The sequence below is a fragment of the Streptomyces lacrimifluminis genome (assembly GCF_014646095.1).
Taxonomy (GTDB): Bacteria; Actinomycetota; Actinomycetes; order Streptomycetales; family Streptomycetaceae; genus Streptomyces; species Streptomyces lacrimifluminis.
The window spans coordinates 84,094-103,355 of sequence record NZ_BMMU01000018.1 but is presented as its reverse complement, the minus strand read 5'-3'; the positions used below and the strand labels follow the sequence as shown (position 1 = coordinate 103,355).

Here is a 19,262-nt window from a genome sequence, read left to right as displayed (position 1 = left end):
GTTGGAGGCGCTCGTCGTCGGGTCCGCCCCCCTCGTACTCCTGCCAAGGGCGGCTGGCGAAGGGGGACGGATGGCCACCGTCGGTCCCTCTCGGCCCTCGCCCTGGGCGTGGCCCCGGCATCGAGCGTCTAGGGCGCTCGCCGCGTCCGTACCTTCAGCGTCGATCCCGATGCCGCCGTGCTGAGTGGGATGGCCGAGCGGGTCACCGCGTGCGGGTGTGCTGAGCGCGGTGGTCGACACGAGCCATCCGCTCGCGGACATCACCGCCGCGCACCAGGCGTTCGAGCCGGGCGGCGGCGTGGGCAAGCACGTGATCGCGGAGTCCGCCGGGGCGTGGGGATCCGGGTCGATGGCGGTCGGGCGATGCGAGATGTGGACACCCCTCGACCCGCCATCTCCGGGGCCGTAGGCCCGTCCGGTGACGACTCGGCGGCTGCCGAGGTCCCGTTGGCTTCGCCACTCCGCCACTCTGAGACTCCGCCGTCCGCTCGCGCAGGACCGCGGAGGGGCGGCTCAACGATCGGTGAGCAGACCGGCGTCGTGTGCGAGGACGGCGGCCTGTACGCGGTTGGCGCAGCCGGTGCGGGTGAGGATCCGGCTGATGTGCGCCTTGACCGTGCCGGCGCTGAGATACAGCTGATCGGCGATCTCCGCGTTGGACAGGCCCGTGCCGAGCAGCCGCAGGACATCCCGTTCGGCCGGGGTCAGCTCCTCGGTCCTGCGCAGAGCCGCCTCGGTGTCCCGGCCGGACCGCACATGCCGTTCCAGCAGTTGCCGGGTGATCCTGGGTGCCAGGACCGGTTCACCTCTCGCGGCGAGCTGCACGGCGCGGATCAGCTCGACGGGACCGGTGTCCTTGAGGAGGAATCCGCTCGCCCCGGCCCGCAGGGCGCGCGTCACGCTCGCTTCCTCGCCGAACGCCGTCAGCATCACGACACAGGTGCGGGGCGAGAGCCGGCTGATGTCCTCGGCGGCCGCGATTCCGTCCCGGGAGGGCATCTGGATGTCGAGAAGGGCGACGTCGATGTCCTGGCCGCGGCATGCCGCGGCGGCTTCCCGACCGTCGCCCGCCTCGGCGACCACTTCGATGTCCTCGGCGTTCTCCAGGATCATCCGGATCCCCGCACGCATCAGTGCCTCGTCGTCGGCGATCAGGACTCGGATCATCAGCTCATCTTAGGACTGCCAGGGTCAGCAGTGCCACGAGGAAGCCCACCGTCGGCAGGATCACGAGCAGTGCCACGCAGCCCGATCCCAGGACCCGCGGCCAGGTCAGGATCTCGTCCGACAGCGGGGCGCGCGCCCCTTCCTGCCCGATACCGCCGGAGGGATGACGGGCCCTGCCCGGCGGGGTCCTGGTCGAGGCACCGTCGATCGGGGCGAATTCGAGGGGTCTGTTCCCGTGGTTGGGCAGCCAGGCCACCATGCGGAAACCGCCGTTCGTCAAGGCGCCCGCTGCGAACGTGCCGCCGAGCAACGAGATCCGTTCATGGCAGCCGGCCAGTCCACTGTGGCTTCCTCCCTGGGAGCGGCCCGCCGCGCGCGGTGCCTCGTTGGTGACGGACACCTCGATTCCCCTGGCCGTGCCCTCGACCTTCACTTCGGTGGGCGCCCCGGACGCGTGTTTCAGTACGTTCGTCAGCCCTTCGCGGACCAGACGGTGGATCGCCTGACGCGTAGCGAGGCCCACTTCGGTGGTGTCGGGAACGGACCAGTCCAGCTCGACGGTGCTGCCTGTCTGCCGGGATTCCGTCACCAGAGCGGTGATGTCCTCCCGCGTTCCCCTCCCGTCCCCGGTCCCGTCAGTCAGATCCGTGACGTCCACGTGCCGCAGGACACCGAGGATTTCACGCAGTTCCCCCATGGCCGTACCGGCGGTCGTGCGCAGCAGCTCGGCCTGTCCGACGAGAGTGGGTGCCTGTCGCGCGGTGGCGAGCTCAAGTGCCCCCGCGTGCACGGAGATCAGGCTCAGCCGGTGGCCCAGGAGATCGTGCATCTCTCCCGCGATCCGGTTCCGTTCCTCCGCTCGGGCGGCTTCGGCGGTCATCGTGCGGGTCTGTTCCAGATAGGCGTTGCGTTCCCGCAGCAGGCTGACCAGGGGCCGCCGCCGCCCCAACAGGGTCCCGGCCAGGGCGGGAAACAGGAGAAGCAGCACCGCTGAGACCGCGTTGTCGGCCAGTTCGAACGCCAGTGCATCGGAATGGATCAGAGCGGAGGCGACGGTCAGCGCGACGGCGGCGGCGCAGGCCACCCCGACGACCTGCCACACACGCCGGGGCGGCGCGATACGACGGGTGGCGGACAGCACGATCAGCGGCACCACCGCCAGCGTCCATACGTTGGCACCCGCGACCAGCAGAGAGGCACCCACCACGGCGGCGACCGGCCGACCGCGCCGAGCGGAGACGATCAGCGCCGCCCACACCCCCTCCAACACCGCCGACACAGGATGTTCCGGGGGCGCGAGCAGCAGCGGCAACAGGCAGAAGACCGCCACCAGCGCAGAGATCAGCGCCTCTACGACGACCGTACGGCGCTCGGCGGCACGTACCGCGGCCCAGCTCTGGGCTGCCTCGCGACACACCCGCCCAGGCACACCGGCCAGCGTGCGCCCCAGCCGTACGGACGGGCGCGGCGGTTGTGCGTCTCCGGCCACCTGACTCATGATCACCCCTGCCCCGCCCCCGTGGATCTGCCGGGAGGAACGGTAGCGGTGGCGGCAGCGGTCGCCACGCGGCGGCCCCCGGGCGTCATGCGCCCAGCCGGAGGCTCAACTCTGCCCGCAACGCGGCCAGGTCGACCTGACCGGCGGTCAGAAGCCGTACGACCGCACCATCACCCCCGGCGTCCGCCTCCGTCGGTGACCCGTCGAGCAGCGCGGACAACAGGTGGACCGTACCGACCGTGGGTGAACCGTGCTCGGCGGCGGACAACTGTGCGACCGCCGTGATCCGGTCGGCGGCAGCGGACAGCCGCACGTCGCTGCCAGCACCGTCGGGAACAGTGGGGGACGGGACCGCCGAAGCCGAAAGGACCAGGAAATCCTGCCGTACGCCGTGCCGACGCATCAGGGCCGCAGCGGCGTTGGCGGCCGTCAGACTCCCGGGCAGCGCGCGTCCGGCGACGGACAGCGCCCGGTCCAGGGCCAGTATGCCCAGCAGGAGATCCACCGGCTCCGCCGCCGCGCGCCCGCACCGTACCGCTTGCCGCACAGCCTCGACCGACACCGCGAACAGCACCGGCGAGCCGTTCACGGGGGTCCCTGAGGTCCACGAAATCAGTGCGCGTGTCAGGGGGTTGCCGCTCTTCCCCAGCGTTCCGGCCCGGCGAAGAAGGGTGACACCGCGGGATTCCGGTCCCCCGGTCTCCGCCGGAGCCCCGGCGTCCAGTCCGTCGAGCGCGGTCGCCGCGGCGGCCGGGTCCAGCCTCTGCAGCAGCAGGGCTTCCCGTGCCCTGCTGCCCGGCAGGTCCAGCAGGGCACGGGCCACATGGCGGCAGCGCACCGAGATGCTCCCCTCGGCGCGGGCCGAGCTGAGTGCGAGCATCAGGCACGCGCGCGTCGCCCCGGTCATCCCGGGCAGCACGGGGCCACTCTCCGAAGCCGCTCCGCGCGAACCGAGGCCGTAGCGCCACCGTGTCTCACCCCACGCGGCGTCGACCTCCGCCCGATCGGCTTCCGCGCCGACAGCCACCGGCGCACCGTCCGCCTCGTCGTCGCTCACCCAACCGCCGCCCGCCCGGCCGGAGATCAAGCCGCTGAGCGAGCCGGCCTTCCGCATCCCCGGGGCGATCGCCGCACCTGCGTCGGTTTCTCCCATCACGAGCGCGCCCAGCAGAGTGTCCGTCCCCACGACCGGCAACTCGCGCCTGACCGCACGCCGCAGTGCCTCCACGAGCAGGTCCATGACGTCCGGCTCGAACTCTGTGGTTGCTCCGACCACGGTCGTGGCGCCGGCCTGTGCTGCGGTCGTCCCTCGCTGATCCATCGAACATCCCCCTCGAAGCGCGGTGTCTCGGTAGGAACGACGCTAGGCGCACCCCTGGCGACACCGCGTCGGCCGATCGGCCACACTCCCGGTCCGATCGGCAGAGCGACTGAGCGGCTGAGCGGCTGTGGAACAGCGACGCACCCCGTCTCAGAGGGACCGGAAGCGGGTGACCCGCGGGCCGCGGCAGTTGGCCGACCGGGTGCCTGCTGCTCCGGGTCGTCGGCCCGCTGATCACCCTGGTCTTCATCGGGATGGCGGTAGGCGGGCTGCCCGGCGGCAGCGCACGCCTGTCGCGGCATCCCGGCTCGATTCCCTGGCGGCGGCGGCCAGGCGCGGCTCTCTGGGTGCCGTACAGGACATCCGCGGTCGATTCCGAGTGCTGTGCTACGCCGAGGTGAGGTCCGACCAGGACCGGTCCGACGGCTTCCCTGGGCGACGCTGAAGACGTCGACGAAGGGGCTGAAACCCGATCGTCCGAGCCCGGGGCGTCCCGGCGGCCCGCCGCGACGACGCAGCGGTCCTGGGCCACGACCCGGTCGATCTCGCGACGAGCTGCCGGGCCTGTCCGCCTTCGGCTCACCCCCGTCGTCACCGCGACTCGACGTACACGCGGGCCGACAGCCGCCGTCTCGGCATCTCCATGGTCCTCGGGGAGAGCATGGGGCGCCCGGACAGTATCTTCCCTGGTCAGGCGCCCTTTCCTGGACGTCTAGAAGAAGCCCAGCTTCTTCGGCGAATAGCTCACCAGCAGATTCTTGGTCTGCTGGTAGTGGTCCAGCATCATCTTGTGCGTCTCACGGCCGATCCCGGACTGCTTGTAGCCGCCGAACGCCGCGTGCGCCGGATAGGCGTGGTAGCAGTTGGTCCACACCCGGCCCGCCTGGATCGCGCGGCCCGCCCGGTACGCGGTGTTCATGTCGCGGGTCCACACACCGGCCCCGAGACCGTACAACGTGTCGTTGGCGGTCTTGATGGCGTCGTCGAAGTCGTCGAACGAGGTAACGGACACCACGGGCCCGAAGATCTCCTCCTGGAAGATCCGCATCCGGTTGTCACCCTCGAAGATGGTCGGCTGGACGTAGTAGCCGCCCTTCAACTCACCGTCGTACTCGATGCGTTCGCCACCCGTGAGGATCCGGGCGCCCTCCTGCCGGCCGATGTCCAGATAGGAGAGGATCTTCTCCAACTGGTCGTTGGAGGCCTGCGCGCCGATCATGGTGTCCGTGTCGAGCGGGTGACCCGGCTTGATGAGCTCGGTGCGGGCGACCGCGGCCTGGAGGAAGTCGGCGTAGTTGCCGCGCTGGACCAGCGCACGGGACGGGCAGGTGCACACCTCGCCCTGGTTGAGCGCGAACATGGTGAAGCCTTCGAGCGCCTTGTCGCGGAAGTCGTCGTCCGCCGCCCACACGTCGTCGAAGAAGATGTTCGGCGACTTGCCGCCCAGCTCCAGCGTGACCGGTTTGATGTTTTCCGAGGCGTACTGCATGATCAGCCGCCCCGTCGTGGTCTCACCCGTGAACGCCACCTTCGCCACCCGCGCACTGGACGCGAGCGGCTTGCCCGCCTCCACCCCGAAGCCGTTGACGATGTTCACCACACCCGCCGGAAGCAGATCCGAGATCAGGCTCATCCAGTAGTGGAGGGACGCCGGCGTCTGCTCGGCGGGCTTGATCACGACCGCGTTGCCCGCCGCGAGTGCGGGAGCCAGCTTCCAGACGGCCATCAGAATGGGGAAGTTCCACGGAATGATCTGTGCGACCACACCGAGCGGCTCATGGAAGTGATACGCCACCGTGTCGTCGTCGAGCTCGCCGAGCGACCCCTCCTGCGCACGGATCGCGCCCGCGAAGTAGCGGAAGTGGTCGATGGCGAGCGGGATGTCGGCGGCGAGCGTCTCCCGAACCGGCTTGCCGTTCTCCCAGGTCTCGGCGACCGCCAGTGCTTCGAGGTTCGCCTCCATCCGGTCGGCGATCTTCAGCAGGATGTCGGACCGCTGGGTCACCGACGTACGGCCCCACGCCGGCGCCGCCGCGTGCGCCGCGTCGAGCGCGAGCTCCACATCCTCGGCGGTGCCCCGCGCGATCTCCGTGAACGGCTGCCCGTTCACCGGACTCGGGTTCTCGAAGTACTGCCCCTGGGCCGGCGGCACGTACTCGCCGCCGATGAAGTGGTCGTAGCGCGCCTGGTAGGAGACGATCGCGCCGTCGGTACCGGGCGCCGCGTAACGGGTCATGCTGGCCTGCCTCCTTCAGCAGAGCCGCCCGCCGTTGGGCCGCTCTCGCCGTGAGGCTAGAAGCGCCGAGGTTGCAGACAGGTTGCGCACCGACGCCGGGGGGTGAGGTGTGCGTGCGGGATCAGGCACGGGCGCGTGAAGCGTGATGTGTACGAGGGTGCCGCAGCGTGGGGCGACAGGTGTCAGGCACCCGCGTCTGCCATGGGACCTCCCCCCGAGTTCCGGCGCCGGCGTTCCGTCAGCGCCGCGCGGCCTGGTGTGCCCAACCCCGAGGCGCCGCCTGTTCCGACTCCAGCTCGTTGAGGCGGGCCCGTACTGCCGCCGTCGGTCGCACCGCCGCGAGCGCACGCCATAGGTCGAGGTCGTCCTCGCCCCACGGCGCGTGGGCCCAGTCGGCCAGCAGGTCCGGGTCGCGGCGGGCGACCAGCGCGGTGCGCAGGCCGTCGGCGAGCCTGCGCCGCAGTCGGGCCACCGCCGGAGCACGGGAACCGGGCAGCAGCGGACCGGCATACGCCCGCATCGCCGTCGTGACCGCCCCGGTCTCGAGCGCGCGCTCCACGACGGCGATGTCCGACTCGACCTGCACCGTCAGCCGGTAGGGGCGCGACGCCAGCAACCCCGGCGCCAGGACACGGCGCAGCCGGGCCAGTTCGGCGCGCAGCGTCACCGGTGTCACCGACTCGTCCTCGTACAGGGCGCACAGCAACTCGTCCCCGGTCAGCCCTTCCGGATGGCGGGCGAGCAGAACGAGGAGTTCGCTGTGCCGACGACTGAGCCGCAACGTGCGCCCGGCGGACAGCAGATGGGCCTCGTCACGGCCCAGCGCGGTCAGTTCGAGCGCGCCCGCTGCGGGGCCGGCCGGGGCGAGCAGCGCCAGCTGGGACTCGGCGGCCCGCGCCACCGCCTGCACGAATCCGAGGCTGTGCGGATGCGCGAGCCCGTCCCGGCCGGTGATGTCCACGGCACCCAGTACCCGTCCCGTGCGAGGGTCGTGCACCGGAGCCGCCGCGCACGTCCACGGCTGCACCTGCCGGATGAAGTGCTCGGCCGCGAACACCTGCACCGGCCGGTCCACGGCGACCGCCGTACCCGGCGCGTTCGTGCCGACCGCCGACTCCGCCCAACGCGCCCCCGGTACGAAGTTGATCCGCCCCGCCTGCCGTCTGGTGGCCGGATGCCCCTCGACCCACAACAGCCTTCCCTGCGCGTCGCACACCGCGAGCAGATGCTCGCCGTCGGCGGCGAAGGTGCCCATGAGTTCACGGAACAGGGGCATCACCCGGGCCAGCGGATGCTCCGCACGGTAGGCGCCGAGGTCGCCGTCCACCAGCTCCACGCTCGCCGTGCCGTCCGGCCCCACGCCTGCCCGGGCGGAACGTCTCCAGGAGTCCGCCACCACGGAACGCACCGGCAGTGTCACCGTCCCCGCCTCGGTGAACGTCTCGTGCGCGCGACGCAGCACCCGTCCCCGTTCGACGGGGTCGGCTCCCTGTTCCAGGGCCACCCATGGATCGGTCAACTGGGCCTCCCGGAAGGTGATGCGGCTGGTGACATCGTCACTCGGGGGAGGGACGCGGACAACCGTTTCGACGCCGGTGGACCCGGTCGACCGCACCACCGTTTCGCTCAGGTGGCGTTGACGAGGCGTATATAGCGCGTCCAGTCCCAGTTCGGTCCGGGATCGGTGTGATCGGTACCGGGAACCTCGTAGTGCCCGATGATGTGCGTACGGTCCTTCGGTATGCCGTAGCGCGTGCAGATCGTCGCGGTGAGTCTCGCGGACTGCTCGTACAGGGCGTCCGTGAAATAGCCCGGGCGGTCCACCCAACCTTCGTGTTCGATGCCGATGCTGCGGAGGTTGTGGTTCCAGTCGCCCGCGTGCCAGGCGATGTCGTGCTCCCGCACGCACTGCGCCACGTGTCCGTCATCGGACCGTACGACGTAGTGCGCGGACACCTTCTTCCGTGGGTGCTGGAAGACGGCCAGGGTGTTGGCGTAGGAGGCCTGGGTGACATGGAGGACGACGAGATCGGGGACCTGGGTCATCGGGCGGGCGGAGACCGTGTAGTTGGCGGTGGTCGCCGGTTCCCACGTGGCGAGCGGGTAGTCGAGGGACCGGGGCTGGGCGCCGACCCGGGGAGCGGGGAGCAGGGCGTAACTGCCGGCGCCGAGCGCGGAGCTCTTCAACAGCCGCCGTCTGCTGGGGAACAACCTGGTCCGCTCCATGCGTGACATCCTTTCGACAGGGGCCGCGGGACTCGGGACCACTGGTTGTGAGACGCATGCGTGTGCCAGGCGGATGCAGATGCCCGCGAACGGTTCGGCTCGGCGCTGGAGTGCCGCCGACCGCCATGACGGGCCGCGCCTCACGTGGATCACGCTACGGCGCGTCGCGGTCGGGCAGGAAGGACCCGTGAATTTCGGTGGATGACCGTGTGATTGTGGATAACTCGGCCACCCCAACGGGTGATGACGCTGGCACGCCGTGCGGCGGATCGAAGCCGGTCGGGGCCCGCTCAGCCCCGTTCCGCCACCGCCCCGGGATCGTCCAGCACCGCCCGCACCACCGAGTGCGCGGCGCCCAGCAGTGGGCCCTCGGGTCCGAGCCGCGACACCGACACCGCACAGGCGGGTCCCGCCGTACGCCGGGCCAGTTCCGTCTCCAGCGACGGCAGCAGCCACGGCGCGAGCCCGGACAGCGCACCGCCCAGGACGACGATCTCGGGGTCCAGCAGATTGACCGCCCCGGTCAGCGCGATGCCGAGTGCCGTGCCGGCCCCGTCCAGGGCCCGGCGTACGTCTCTGTCGCCCTGGGCGGCGCGCTCTGCGAGGAGCCCGACGCGGTCCTCGCCTGCTTCGACTCCCGCCGCCCGCAGAACCGCCTCCTCACCCGCGTACTGCTCCAGGCACCCGCGCCCGCCGCACGCGCACTCCGGCCCGTCCGGATGGACCGGCACATGCCCCAACTCGCCAGCGAACCCTCTCGTTCCTCGCAACAGCCGCCCGTCCACGACCACCGCCGCGCCGATACCGATCTCGGCCGACACGTGCAGGAAGTCGGGCGGAGTGCCGTCTCCGAGCCAGAGTTCCGCCAGCGCGCCGAGGTTGGCCTCGTTGTCCACGGTCAGCGGGAATCCGGTGGGGAGCAGTGCCCCGAGATCCGTGGCGTTCCAGTCGAGGTTGGGGGCGCGGACGACCGTGCGCCCGTCGCGGGCCACGAGCCCCGGCACGGCGACCGTGAGGCCGGCCGGCCACAGCCCCTCACGCTCCACCTCGGCGATCACCTCCCGAACCAATCCGGTCAGTTCCTCGATCACCGGTTCGGGGGAGCGCCCGCGGTTGGCGTGGTGGCGCACGGCGCGCGCCCGCACCGCGCCCCGCAGATCGACCGCGCAGACCGCGAGGTGGTCGACACCGACCTCCGCGCCGATCCCGGCCGGACCACGCCCGCTCACGGCCAGCGCCGACCCGGGGCGCCCGACCCGGCCGGGCCGCTCGGGGCCCAGCTCTTCGAGCAGCCCCGAGCGGACCAACTCGTCCACGAGTGTCGACACCGCCGCCCGGGTCAGCCCGATGCGTGAGGCGACCCCGGCACGGGACAGCGGCCCCTCGGCGCTGACGGTGTGCATCACCCGCGCGAGGTTGCGGCGGCGCATGCCCTGCTGAGTGTCGGGCAGGCGGGCGCCGGCGCCGGGCGGACGGGCCTCGTGCAGCGGTGCGGTCATGCCTCCGTCAGTCCTCAGTGGGTGTCCGTGAGCCGACATCCGTGGACGGACGCACGTCGGCGTCCTTCAGCGGACGTTCGGTGGAGCCGGTTCGGCTCCGTCGGTTCGTGTCCGTCCCTCGGAGCCGTCAGCCGGCGTCCGTCCCCCGCTCCAGCAGCGGCGATGCGTCGGAGAGTACCCCGGCGATCCGGTCCAGCGCCGCCTGGTCCCGCTCCACCGCGTCCAGGACCGGGCCCCGGGCCGTTTCCCAGCGCCGAGCCACCGCGGCCGGGTCCTCGCCGGTCAGCAGGCCCGCCGCCTGTGCCGCGGCGCCGAGCGCGACCAGTTCCTTGGCCTCGGGCACCTGGACGGGCCGTCCGGACAGCCGCCGTACGGTCTCCTGCCAGGCCGTGCCGCGTGCGCCGCCGCCGATCAGCAGCAGGGGCACCGAGCGGTCGGCGTCCGCGTCGAGCACCAGATCGAGGGCGCCGAGCAGTGAGTGCACGGCCCCGTCGTACGCGGCCTGGAGCAGTTGTCCGCCGGTCGTGTCGTGGCGCAGCCCGTGCAGCAGCCCCGAGGCGCCCGGCAGGTTCGGGGTGCGCTCGCCGTCCAGGTAGGGCAGCAGGGTGACGGACGTACCGGGTTCGACGGCCTCGCGGTCCAGGCCGAGCAGAGCCGCGACGCGGTCGACAGCGAGGGTGCAGTTGAGGGTGCAGGCCAGCGGCAGCCAGTCGCCGCGTGCGTCGGCGAAGCCCGCGACGGTGCCGGTCGGATCGGCGGGCCGGTGCGTCGAGACCGCGTACACCGTGCCCGAAGTGCCAAGGCTCAGTACCGGAGTGCCGGGGCGGAGTCCGAGGCCCAGCGCGGCGGCGGCGTTGTCCCCGGTGCCCGCGGCGACCAGGGTGCCCTTGGAGAATGGCAGGTCATGGCCGTCACGGACGGTTCCGGCGACCTCACCAGGCCGGACCACCCGGGGCAGCAGCGTGGCGTCCAGCCCCACGTGAGCGAGCACCTCCGCGTCGTACGCCTCCGTCCCGGACGCCCACCAGCCCGTGCCGGAGGCGTCGCCGCGGTCGGTGGTGCCCTGACCCGTGAGGCGCTCGGTGAGGTAGTCGTGGGGGAGCCGTACAGCCTTGACGGCGCGAACCGTCTCCGGCTCGTGCTCCGCCAGCCAGGCCCACTTCGTGACCGTGAAAGAGGCGCCCGGCACGCTTCCGGTGCGCTCCGCCCAGGCCTTCGCGCCGCCGAGTTCCTCGACCAGCCGGCGGGCCTGGGGCGCCGAGCGCACGTCGTTCCACAGCATCGCCGGCCGGATCGGCTCGCCCTGGGCGTCCAGGGTGACGAGCCCGTGCTGCTGGCCGCCGATCGACACGGCGGCGGCCTCGCGGGCCGCGTCACCGCATTGGCTCAGCGCCTCGCACAGGGCGTCCCACCACTGCCGGGGGTCGCTCTCGCGGCCAGCCCCGGTGGTGACGGTGTGCGCGGCTTGTCCGCTCGCCACGACCTGTCCGGTGGCCGCGTCGACGACCAGCGCCTTGGTGGACTGGGTCGACGTGTCCACGCCGACGACGAGCGGACCCTCGGCTGCTGACATCGGGCTCTCCCTTTTCCGCGGCTCCGCGGGATCTGGCCTGGTGGTTTCCGGTGCCTGTCCGGGTCGCGGCGACCCGTCCTCACCCTCAGTCTCTGCTCAGGGAAACGTTTCAGGGACACGTTGTCTCTTCCCAGAGATGCTTCCGCATACTAATTTGTAAACCGCCATGACGAAATAGTCGGAGCAGCAAGGAGCCGCGGCATGAACTACCAGCCCACCCCCGATGACAGGTTCACCTTCGGCCTGTGGACCGTCGGCTGGCAGGGACGGGACCCGTTCGGCGACGCCACCCGCCGTGCGCTCGACCCGGTCGAGACGGTGCAGCGTCTGTCCGAGCTGGGTGCCCACGGGGTGACCTTCCACGACGACGACCTGATCCCGTTCGGGTCCTCGGACGCCGAGCGCGAGTCGCACATCAAGCGCTTCCGCCAGGCCCTCGACGCGACCGGCATGAAGGTGCCGATGGCCACCACCAACCTCTTCACGCACCCCGTCTTCAAGGACGGCGCGTTCACCGCCAACGACCGTGAAGTGCGCCGTTACGCGCTGCGCAAGACGATCCGCAACATCGACCTCGCGGTCGAACTCGGCGCGGAGACCTACGTCGCCTGGGGCGGCCGGGAAGGCGCCGAGTCCGGCGCCGCCAAGGACGTGCGCGTCGCGCTGGACCGCATGAAGGAGGCCTTCGACCTCCTCGGCGAGTACGTGATCTCCCAGGGCTACGACCTGAAGTTCGCGATCGAGCCCAAGCCGAACGAGCCGCGCGGCGACATCCTGCTGCCCACGGTCGGCCACGCCCTTGCCTTCATCGAGCGCCTGGAGCGCCCGGAGATGTACGGCGTCAACCCCGAGGTCGGCCACGAGCAGATGGCCGGGCTGAACTTCCCGCACGGCATCGCCCAGGCCCTGTGGGCGGGCAAGCTCTTCCACATCGACCTCAACGGCCAGTCCGGCATCAAGTACGACCAGGACCTGCGCTTCGGCGCCGGTGACCTGCGTGCCGCCTTCTGGCTGGTCGACCTCCTGGAGAGTGCCGGTTACGCGGGCCCGAAGCACTTCGACTTCAAGCCGCCGAGGACCGAGGATCTCGACGGCGTGTGGGCCTCGGCGGCCGGCTGCATGCGCAACTACCTCATCCTGAAGGAGCGTACGGCCGCGTTCCGCGCCGACCCGGAGGTTCAGGCGGCGTTGCGCGCCTCGCGTCTGGACGAGCTGGCCCAGCAGACGGCGGCGGACGGTCTGGCAGGCCTGCTCGCGGACCGCTCGGCCTTCGAGGGGTTCGACGTGGACGCGACGGCCGCGCGCGGGATGGCCTTCGAGCAGCTCGACCAGCTGGCGATGGACCATCTGCTGGGCGCACGAGGCTGAGTCGCGAGCCGGGGGTGTCTGTCTGCCGGCGGGCGTCCCCGGTCACCGGCGCATACAAATGTGCGCCGCTCGATTCTCTGTGACGGGTCCTGGCGTGAATTGCTCCGGAATCGTGCGGTCCATGGCATCGGTCCGTATCAACTTGCGTGTGGGGGTCGCGCGCTGACCGGTTCGCGGCGAGTCTTGACGGTATGGCCATGCCGCCCGTACCGCCCCAGCCGCCCGGGCCACCGGGAGACACTCCGCCTCCGGGTGGTGGCTTCGGCCCGCCTCCCGGTGGCTTCGGCCCGCCCGCCGGGGGAGGTTACGGCCCTCCCTACGAAGGCCACAGGAACGGCGGCTACGGACCTCCTCCGGGAGACGATGGACCGCCGATGCAGGGTGGCGGGGGCTGGCTGCCGCCGGTGCCGCCCGAACCGCCCGACAGCCCCGGGGGACACCGAGGCTCCGGTGGGCGTCCGAGGCCTCTGTTCATCCTGCTCGCGGCGATCGGCGCAGTCGGTGTCATCGCCGCGGTGGTGCTCATGGTCTCCGGAGGCGACGACACCCCGGACAAGAACCCGCCCGGGAACAGCCAGAGCCCAGGCCGAACCCCCGAGCCGTCGTTCAGCATCCCGACCGAACTGCCCACCAGGCTTCCCACCAAGCTGCCCACGTTGCCGTCCGGGCTCCCCACCGAGCTTCCGACCGAGTTCCCCACCGACCTGCCGAGCGAGTTCCCGAGTGGCCTGGAGTCGCTTGTCCCGTTGGCCGGCGACGAAATGCCGTACTACATGCTGCGAACCGGCGACTGCTTCGACGCCGATGCCGCCCACCCCGGGCAGGCCGCGAAGCGCGCGTGCGACGATCCGCATGACGCCGAGGTCGTGAAGGTCGCCGAGCTCGCAGGCGGGTTCGCGACGGACGCCGCCCTGAAGGACGCCGCTGCCGAGCTGTGTCGGCCGGCCCTGGAGCGCGTGGCGGCCGAACAGCCGGCGGGGAGCGTGAAAGGCAGCCTGGTGCAGTATCCGGACACCTCGGGCTACCGGTTGGGCATCGACAACGTCGCGTGCAGTCTGGCCACCGACCTCGGCTCGGACACCCGGAAACTCACCACTCCGTTGACCTGACATCTCGGAGGGGCGGGGTCCACGCGTGCGTACCGACCGGCCTGCGGTCCCGTGCCCCGGCCGACGCCTGCGGGACAGCGGACTCCGCTTCGTCGTCGGCGTCCCCTTCACGGAGATCGCGAATTCGTCAGGCCTCAGGAAGACTCCTCCCCGGCTATGTGCTCCATCGAGGCGAGCGCGGTCCCCGGGTCCTGGGCCGCCCGCCCGGCGGGCACCCAACGGCCGCTCTGCTTCCGGTACGGCCACCAGCGGCCGTCACGCCCCAGGCGCAGTTGACCGCCCGCGCCGACCACCGTCCACCGGTTGCGCGTCGCCCGCAGTACCGGCCGCTCGTCCTCGTCCCAGGCCGAGTCGAGCGCGGCACGCGCGCGTGCGAGCACTTCGCCCTCGACCGTCCACTCCTCCTCCAGGACCGACAACGCCTCCGTGCCACCGAACCGCCAGGCGGAAACAGCCGACGCCAACTGCTCCCGGCCACGCCCCGATCCCTCCGCCAGCCGGTCCGAAACGGTCCCCGAAGGGTTGCCCGCAGCCAGTCGCACCGCGTCCTGAGCCATCGTCAACTCCGCTTCGACCGGCCGCCGTCCATGACCGGCCCCGAGCGCGTCGGCAAGCTGCCGATGCGCCTCTACGGCTGTCCGTGCGGTCAGGAACTCCAACGCCCCGGGGTCCACCCCGGGCGCGGGCGGGGCGTCGGTGTCCAGGGCCGGCGGTGTCCCTGGCGCGTCGGGCAGGAGGGGCAGGGCAGGCAACGGCGGGAGGGTGTCCCCGGCCGCGTACGCCTCGGCCGCGTCCACGCCCTCCGGCGCGGCGGACTCGCCGGCGGGCACGGCGTCACGGCTCTGTACGTCGTCGAGCAGGGCGCGTTCGCCGCGTCCCCGCATCAGCAGCAGGAGGAAGGGGTCCTGGTCCAGCAGCCGCGCCACCAGGTAGCAGAGAGCTGCCGTATGACCGCAGTGGTCCCAGGCGCCGCAGTCGCAATCCGGCTCCAGGTCGCCCATGCCGGGCAGGAGTTCGACTCCGGCGGCAGCGGAGTCCTCCACAAGGTGCGGGGGCATGTCCCGGTCGAGGAGGGCCGCGATATGACCGGCCTGTTCGACCGCCACGTCCAGAAAGCGTTCCCATTGTGCGGGGGACAGCTCCTGGAGCAGGACGTCGGAACGGTGAGTGGTGCGGTCTCGGTCCTGGACGACGGCGGTGATGCGCCCCGGGCGCACCGACACCGCGCCCACGGCTCCCGCACGCGCGAGTCGGCGGCCCGCCCGCACCTGTTCGGAGTCCAGCGCCGCGTCCTCCAGCGACTTCAGCCAGGCACGCCCCCACCACGTCTCCGCGAAACCGCGCCCGCACGGGGGAGGCAGCGCGGCGAACGTACGCTCCAGGTCGGCGCCGGACGCGTCGCTCTCGTACGCCTCGCGGTCGTGGCCGTCACCGTTGTGCTCGTCACCGTTGTTCTGGTCGCCGTTGTGCTGGTTCATCGCGCGCCCCCTCGCAGTCGTACCAGGTCGGCCAGTTCGTCGTCCGTGAGTTCCGTGAGCGCGGCCTCACCGGAGCCGAGCACCGCGTCGGCCAGTGCCTGTTTGCGGTTCAGCATTTCGGCGATGCGGTCCTCGATCGTGCCCTCGGCGATCAGGCGGTGCACCTGCACGGGGCGGTTCTGGCCGATGCGGTACGCGCGGTCCGTGGCCTGGGCCTCGACCGCGGGGTTCCACCAGCGGTCGTAGTGCACGACGTGCTCGGCCCTGGTCAGGTTCAGGCCGGTGCCGGCGGCCTTCAGGGACAGCAGGAAGACAGGCACTCGCCCCTCCTGGAAACGTTCCACCATCGCCTCGCGTTCCGCGACGGGCGTGCCGCCGTGGAGAAACTGCGTGGGCACTCCGCGTGCCGCCAGATGCCGTTCCAGGAGCCGCGCCATCTGCACGTACTGGGTGAAGACCAGAACGCTCGCTCCTTCGGAGAGGATGGTGTCGAGCAACTCGTCCAGCAGTTCCAGCTTCCCGGAGCGTCCCGCGATTTTCGGTCGGTCCTCCTTAAGGAACTGCGCCGGATGGTTGCAGATCTGCTTGAGGCCGGTCAGCAGCTTCACGATCAGCCCGCGCCGCACCATGTTGTCGGCGCCGGAGATCTCCGCGAGCGTCTCCCGCACGACGGCCTCGTACAGCCCCGTCTGCTCCTTGGTGAGCGACACGGCGCGGTCGGTCTCCGTCTTCGGCGGCAGCTCGGGAGCGATGCCCGGGTCCGACTTGCGCCGCCGCAGCAGGAACGGGCGCACGAGCCGGGCCAGACGCTCCGCGGCGGCCGGGTCCTGACCTCCCTCGACGGACTGCGCGTACCGCGAGCGGAAGGTGCCCAGCCGGCCCAGCAGTCCCGGGGTCGTCCAGTCGAGGATCGCCCACAGTTCCGACAGGTTGTTCTCCACCGGTGTGCCGGTGAGCGCCACGCGTGCGCGTGCACCGATGGAACGCAGCTCCCGGGCCGTCTCCGAGTACGGGTTCTTGACGTGCTGTGCCTCGTCCGCCACCACCATGCCCCACGGCACCTCGGCCAGCCGCCGCGCGTCCAGGCGCATCGTGCCGTACGTGGTGAGCACGAACTCGCCGTCGGCCAGGGCCTCCAGGCTGCGCCGTGACCCGTGGAAGCGGCGCACGGGCGTACCGGGCGCGAACCGTTCGATCTCGCGCTGCCAGTTGCCCATGAGGGAGGTCGGACAGACGACGAGAGTGGGCCCCGCCGCCGACGTGTCGGTCTGCCGGTGCAGATGCAGAGCGATCAGTGTGATCGTCTTGCCGAGCCCCATGTCGTCGGCCAGACAGCAGCCGAGTCCCAGGGAGGTCGTCCGGGCCAGCCAGTTGAGTCCCCGCAGCTGGTAGTCGCGCAGTGTGGCGGCGAGCGCGGCCGGCTGACCGACCGGGGCCTGTGCGTCCGGTTCCGAGATGCGGTCCCGCAAGGCCGCCAGCCACCCGGTGGGCCGCACCTCGACCGAGCGGCCGTCCACCTCCGTTGAGCCCGTCAGAGCGGCGCTGAGAGCGTCGACGGGGGTGATCTTGCGGTCCTGCTGTGCGTGGGCGCGGTGTATCTCCCGAGGGTCGACGAGGACCCACTGGTCACGCAGTCGCACCACGGGGCGGTTCGCCTCGGCGAGCCGGTCCAGCTCCTCGCGCGTGAGCTGCTGGTTGCCCAGTGCGAACCGCCAGTTGAAGGCGAGCAGCGCGTCGGCGGACAGGAACGAGGGCGTGTCCGACGGGGCCTTCCCTGGGCTCGTGCCCTCGTCGGGTGGACCGACGACCGCGCGGGCCGTCAGCTTGCGGGCCAGCTCCTTGGGCCAGTGCACCTCGACCCCGGCGGCGGACAGGGCGCGGGCGCCCTCCCCGAGCAACTCGGTGACCTCTTCGTCGGCCAGTTCGACGGCGTCGGGCACGGCTGCGGAGAGCAGCGGTGTGAGCGGCGGCCAGGTCCGGGCCGCACGGCGCAGAGCGAGCAGGGCGTCCATCCGCGCGCGCGGGCCGAAGCCGCGGGCCGAAGCCCATACCTCGGCGGCGTCCGCGACGAGTCCGGGCTCGCTCACACTGTGCACCTGGAGCACGGCCCGGAACCGCAGGGCAGTCTCGTCCGGCAGGGCCGACGCCAACCCCGGTACCTCCAGCCGCAGTGAGATCCGTACGCCCGCGTCGTGCCCGGCGGCGACCTCGGAGGCCCATACACGCTGCTCCGGCAGGTGCTGCGGTTCCGGCCCGGCGTAGGCCGCCCCGCCTGCGGCGAGCGAGGCGGCGGGGGAGCGGGGCAGTGCGTCGGCCACCGCGTCCAGGAAGGCACGCAGCAGCCGCTCCGGGTCGGGCAGTCGCGGCGGCTCCGTGCCCTCCAGCGGCACGGAATGCGCCTCCGGGGGCATCGCGGCGGCGAGTTCGCGAACGCGCTCCACGTCCGCCGCGCCGAGCGGCCCGGCCCGCCAGGCGTCGTTATCCCCCGCGGAGAGCCCGGGCAACAGCAGTCCGCGAGCGGCCAGTTGCAGGGCGAGAACGCCGGCCGTACCCCAGAACGCCGTCGCCCTGTGGCCCTGCGCGGCGCCACGCGCCCGCGTGAGGACAGGCAACGCCGTACGTACCGGGAGCAGGACGGCGGTCACCTGTGTCCGTTCGACACCATGGTCGCCGGGCAGGACCACGGTCAGGTCGTCGACGGTTCCGGCGGCCACGGCGGGCGGCGCGTCGCCGTCGGGCCGCCAGAACGCGACCAGGCCGGTGCGGGCCGGATCGCCGGGCACGAACACGGCACAGCAGCGGGCCAGTTCGGAGATCTGGGAAGGGGTTGCCGCGGGAATCCTCTGCACAGCGATGGCCGCATTCCTCAAATTTGACTACTGGGGGTTCGAGTCGCCGAGGGTACAGCACTTCGGCAACCTGCCCGGCATCCCTGGGCGGTGACCCGGGTCACCTTTGCCGGGGTGCCATCAATCCCTTGGGAATGGCGCGCGTTCCACCGCGAGGCACGAGTGGTGGCGACGGGTCGCCAAAGGTGACTGCTTCGTGCGTTGCCTCAGGTCAGCCGATCCCCGAAGAGACCAGGAGACCGGCCATGCCCGAGGCCGTCCTCCTCGCCGCCGGGCCTCCGGGGACCTCCGCCGCGCAGTCCGGTGGCAGCGAGACGCGGCTGCTGACCTGTCTCCCGCCAGGTGAGGCACTCGCCTTCGCCGCCCTGCACCAGGCCCTGATCGGCCTCCACCTCTTCCCGAGCATGCCCCGCCCTCGTTTACGGCTCGCGCGGCCGACGATGCGCGCCTACTGCCGTGAGTTGGGTATCCCCTATACGGAGACGGGGCTCGTCAACTCGCACCGGCAGGTTCTGCGGCACTTGTACGAGGTGGGACAGCCCCTCAGGGACGAGTAGGGGGCGAGTCTCAGGGACGTCTCAGGGTCGCGATCCGGAACCGTGGGAGGCGCGGACCCGTTTTTGATGGCAGAGAGCGGCACTGGCCGCGAAGGAGGCGACACTCATGTCGAGGAACGCGAAGATCGCCGCAGGAGGCGTGGCAGCCGGGATCATCCTGTGGATCTGGTTGCCCTGGTGGGCCGCGCTGCTGATAGTGCTGGGAGTCCCGGCGGCTGCCTATCTCGCACTGGACCCCGCACAGCGGCGCAGGCTGCGCCGCGTCACCCGCAAGGAGATCGGCCGCTGAGGCGCAGCCGTCCGGAGGCGAGCGTGCTTCACTCCGGCTGACGCCCCGCGTGGCCCGCAGGGCGATCGGCGTGCCGAACGCCGCCCGGAACA

At 71.6% G+C, this 19,262-nt stretch carries 14 protein-coding genes and 1 pseudogene; 5 read left to right on the top strand and 10 right to left on the bottom strand.

What is annotated here, in order from left to right; translation table 11 throughout:
• Positions 1 to 229 precede the first annotated feature (229 nt).
• Complete coding sequence (locus tag IEY89_RS25095) at positions 230 to 409, top strand: hypothetical protein (RefSeq protein ID WP_189149751.1); 180 nt, start codon at positions 230 to 232, stop codon at positions 407 to 409.
• Positions 410 to 513: 104 nt separating this feature from the next.
• Here IEY89_RS25095 and IEY89_RS25090 read toward each other — a convergent pair whose 3' ends face one another.
• From IEY89_RS25090 to xylB, 8 genes are all read right to left on the bottom strand, one after another.
• Positions 514 to 1,167, bottom strand: a complete 654-nt coding sequence (locus IEY89_RS25090) for a response regulator (protein ID WP_189149750.1) — start codon at positions 1,165 to 1,167, stop codon at positions 514 to 516.
• 4 nt (positions 1,168 to 1,171) lie between these two features.
• Positions 1,172 to 2,665, bottom strand: coding sequence for a sensor histidine kinase (locus IEY89_RS25085; protein ID WP_189149749.1), 1,494 nt, complete (start codon positions 2,663 to 2,665; stop codon positions 1,172 to 1,174).
• Between the two features lie 85 nt (positions 2,666 to 2,750).
• Positions 2,751 to 3,986, bottom strand: coding sequence for a Clp protease N-terminal domain-containing protein (locus IEY89_RS25080; protein WP_189149748.1), 1,236 nt, complete (start codon positions 3,984 to 3,986; stop codon positions 2,751 to 2,753).
• A 712-nt stretch (positions 3,987 to 4,698) separates the two neighbouring features.
• Positions 4,699 to 6,222 (bottom strand): acetaldehyde dehydrogenase ExaC, encoded by a 1,524-nt coding sequence (gene exaC, locus IEY89_RS25075; RefSeq protein ID WP_189149747.1) that lies wholly within the window; start codon positions 6,220 to 6,222, stop codon positions 4,699 to 4,701.
• 238 nt (positions 6,223 to 6,460) lie between these two features.
• On the bottom strand, positions 6,461 to 7,741 hold the full coding sequence (locus tag IEY89_RS25070; protein ID WP_189149746.1) for a GAF domain-containing protein: 1,281 nt from the start codon (positions 7,739 to 7,741) through the stop codon (positions 6,461 to 6,463).
• A gap of 107 nt (positions 7,742 to 7,848) precedes the next feature.
• On the bottom strand, positions 7,849 to 8,448 hold the full coding sequence (locus tag IEY89_RS25065) for an N-acetylmuramoyl-L-alanine amidase (protein ID WP_189149745.1): 600 nt from the start codon (positions 8,446 to 8,448) through the stop codon (positions 7,849 to 7,851).
• 290 nt (positions 8,449 to 8,738) lie between these two features.
• Positions 8,739 to 9,947 carry an ROK family transcriptional regulator gene (locus IEY89_RS25060; protein ID WP_189149744.1) on the bottom strand — a complete coding sequence of 403 codons (1,209 nt, stop codon included), beginning with the start codon at positions 9,945 to 9,947 and terminating at the stop codon, positions 8,739 to 8,741.
• Between the two features lie 127 nt (positions 9,948 to 10,074).
• Entirely contained in the window at positions 10,075 to 11,520 is a 1,446-nt protein-coding gene (xylB, locus tag IEY89_RS25055; protein WP_189149743.1) for a xylulokinase, read from the bottom strand.
• Positions 11,521 to 11,721: 201 nt separating this feature from the next.
• Between xylB and xylA the strand changes: the two genes are divergently transcribed.
• Both xylA and IEY89_RS40920 read left to right on the top strand, forming a co-directional pair.
• A complete protein-coding gene (gene xylA / locus IEY89_RS25050) occupies positions 11,722 to 12,888 on the top strand; it encodes a xylose isomerase (RefSeq protein WP_189149742.1) in 1,167 nt (388 codons plus the stop codon).
• Between the two features lie 374 nt (positions 12,889 to 13,262).
• Positions 13,263 to 13,997 (top strand): hypothetical protein, encoded by a 735-nt coding sequence (locus IEY89_RS40920; protein WP_229695417.1) that lies wholly within the window; start codon positions 13,263 to 13,265, stop codon positions 13,995 to 13,997.
• Between the two features lie 134 nt (positions 13,998 to 14,131).
• Here IEY89_RS40920 and IEY89_RS25040 read toward each other — a convergent pair whose 3' ends face one another.
• Positions 14,132 to 15,475 carry an SWIM zinc finger family protein gene (locus tag IEY89_RS25040; RefSeq protein WP_229695416.1) on the bottom strand — a complete coding sequence of 448 codons (1,344 nt, stop codon included), beginning with the start codon at positions 15,473 to 15,475 and terminating at the stop codon, positions 14,132 to 14,134.
• Entirely contained in the window at positions 15,472 to 18,324 is a 2,853-nt protein-coding gene (locus IEY89_RS25035) for an SCO1167/SCO6262 family helicase (protein ID WP_189149741.1), read from the bottom strand. The genes IEY89_RS25040 and IEY89_RS25035 overlap by 4 nt, the downstream gene beginning before the upstream one ends.
• Before the next feature lie 314 nt (positions 18,325 to 18,638).
• Here IEY89_RS25035 and IEY89_RS25030 point away from each other — a divergent pair.
• Positions 18,639 to 18,881: pseudogene (locus IEY89_RS25030) on the top strand (hypothetical protein); the annotation flags it as partial.
• A 106-nt stretch (positions 18,882 to 18,987) separates the two neighbouring features.
• Positions 18,988 to 19,170: a tail-anchor membrane protein gene (locus tag IEY89_RS25025; RefSeq protein WP_164316518.1), complete on the top strand. Its 183-nt coding sequence runs from the start codon at positions 18,988 to 18,990 to the stop codon at positions 19,168 to 19,170.
• The last annotated feature ends 92 nt before the right edge of the window (positions 19,171 to 19,262 follow it).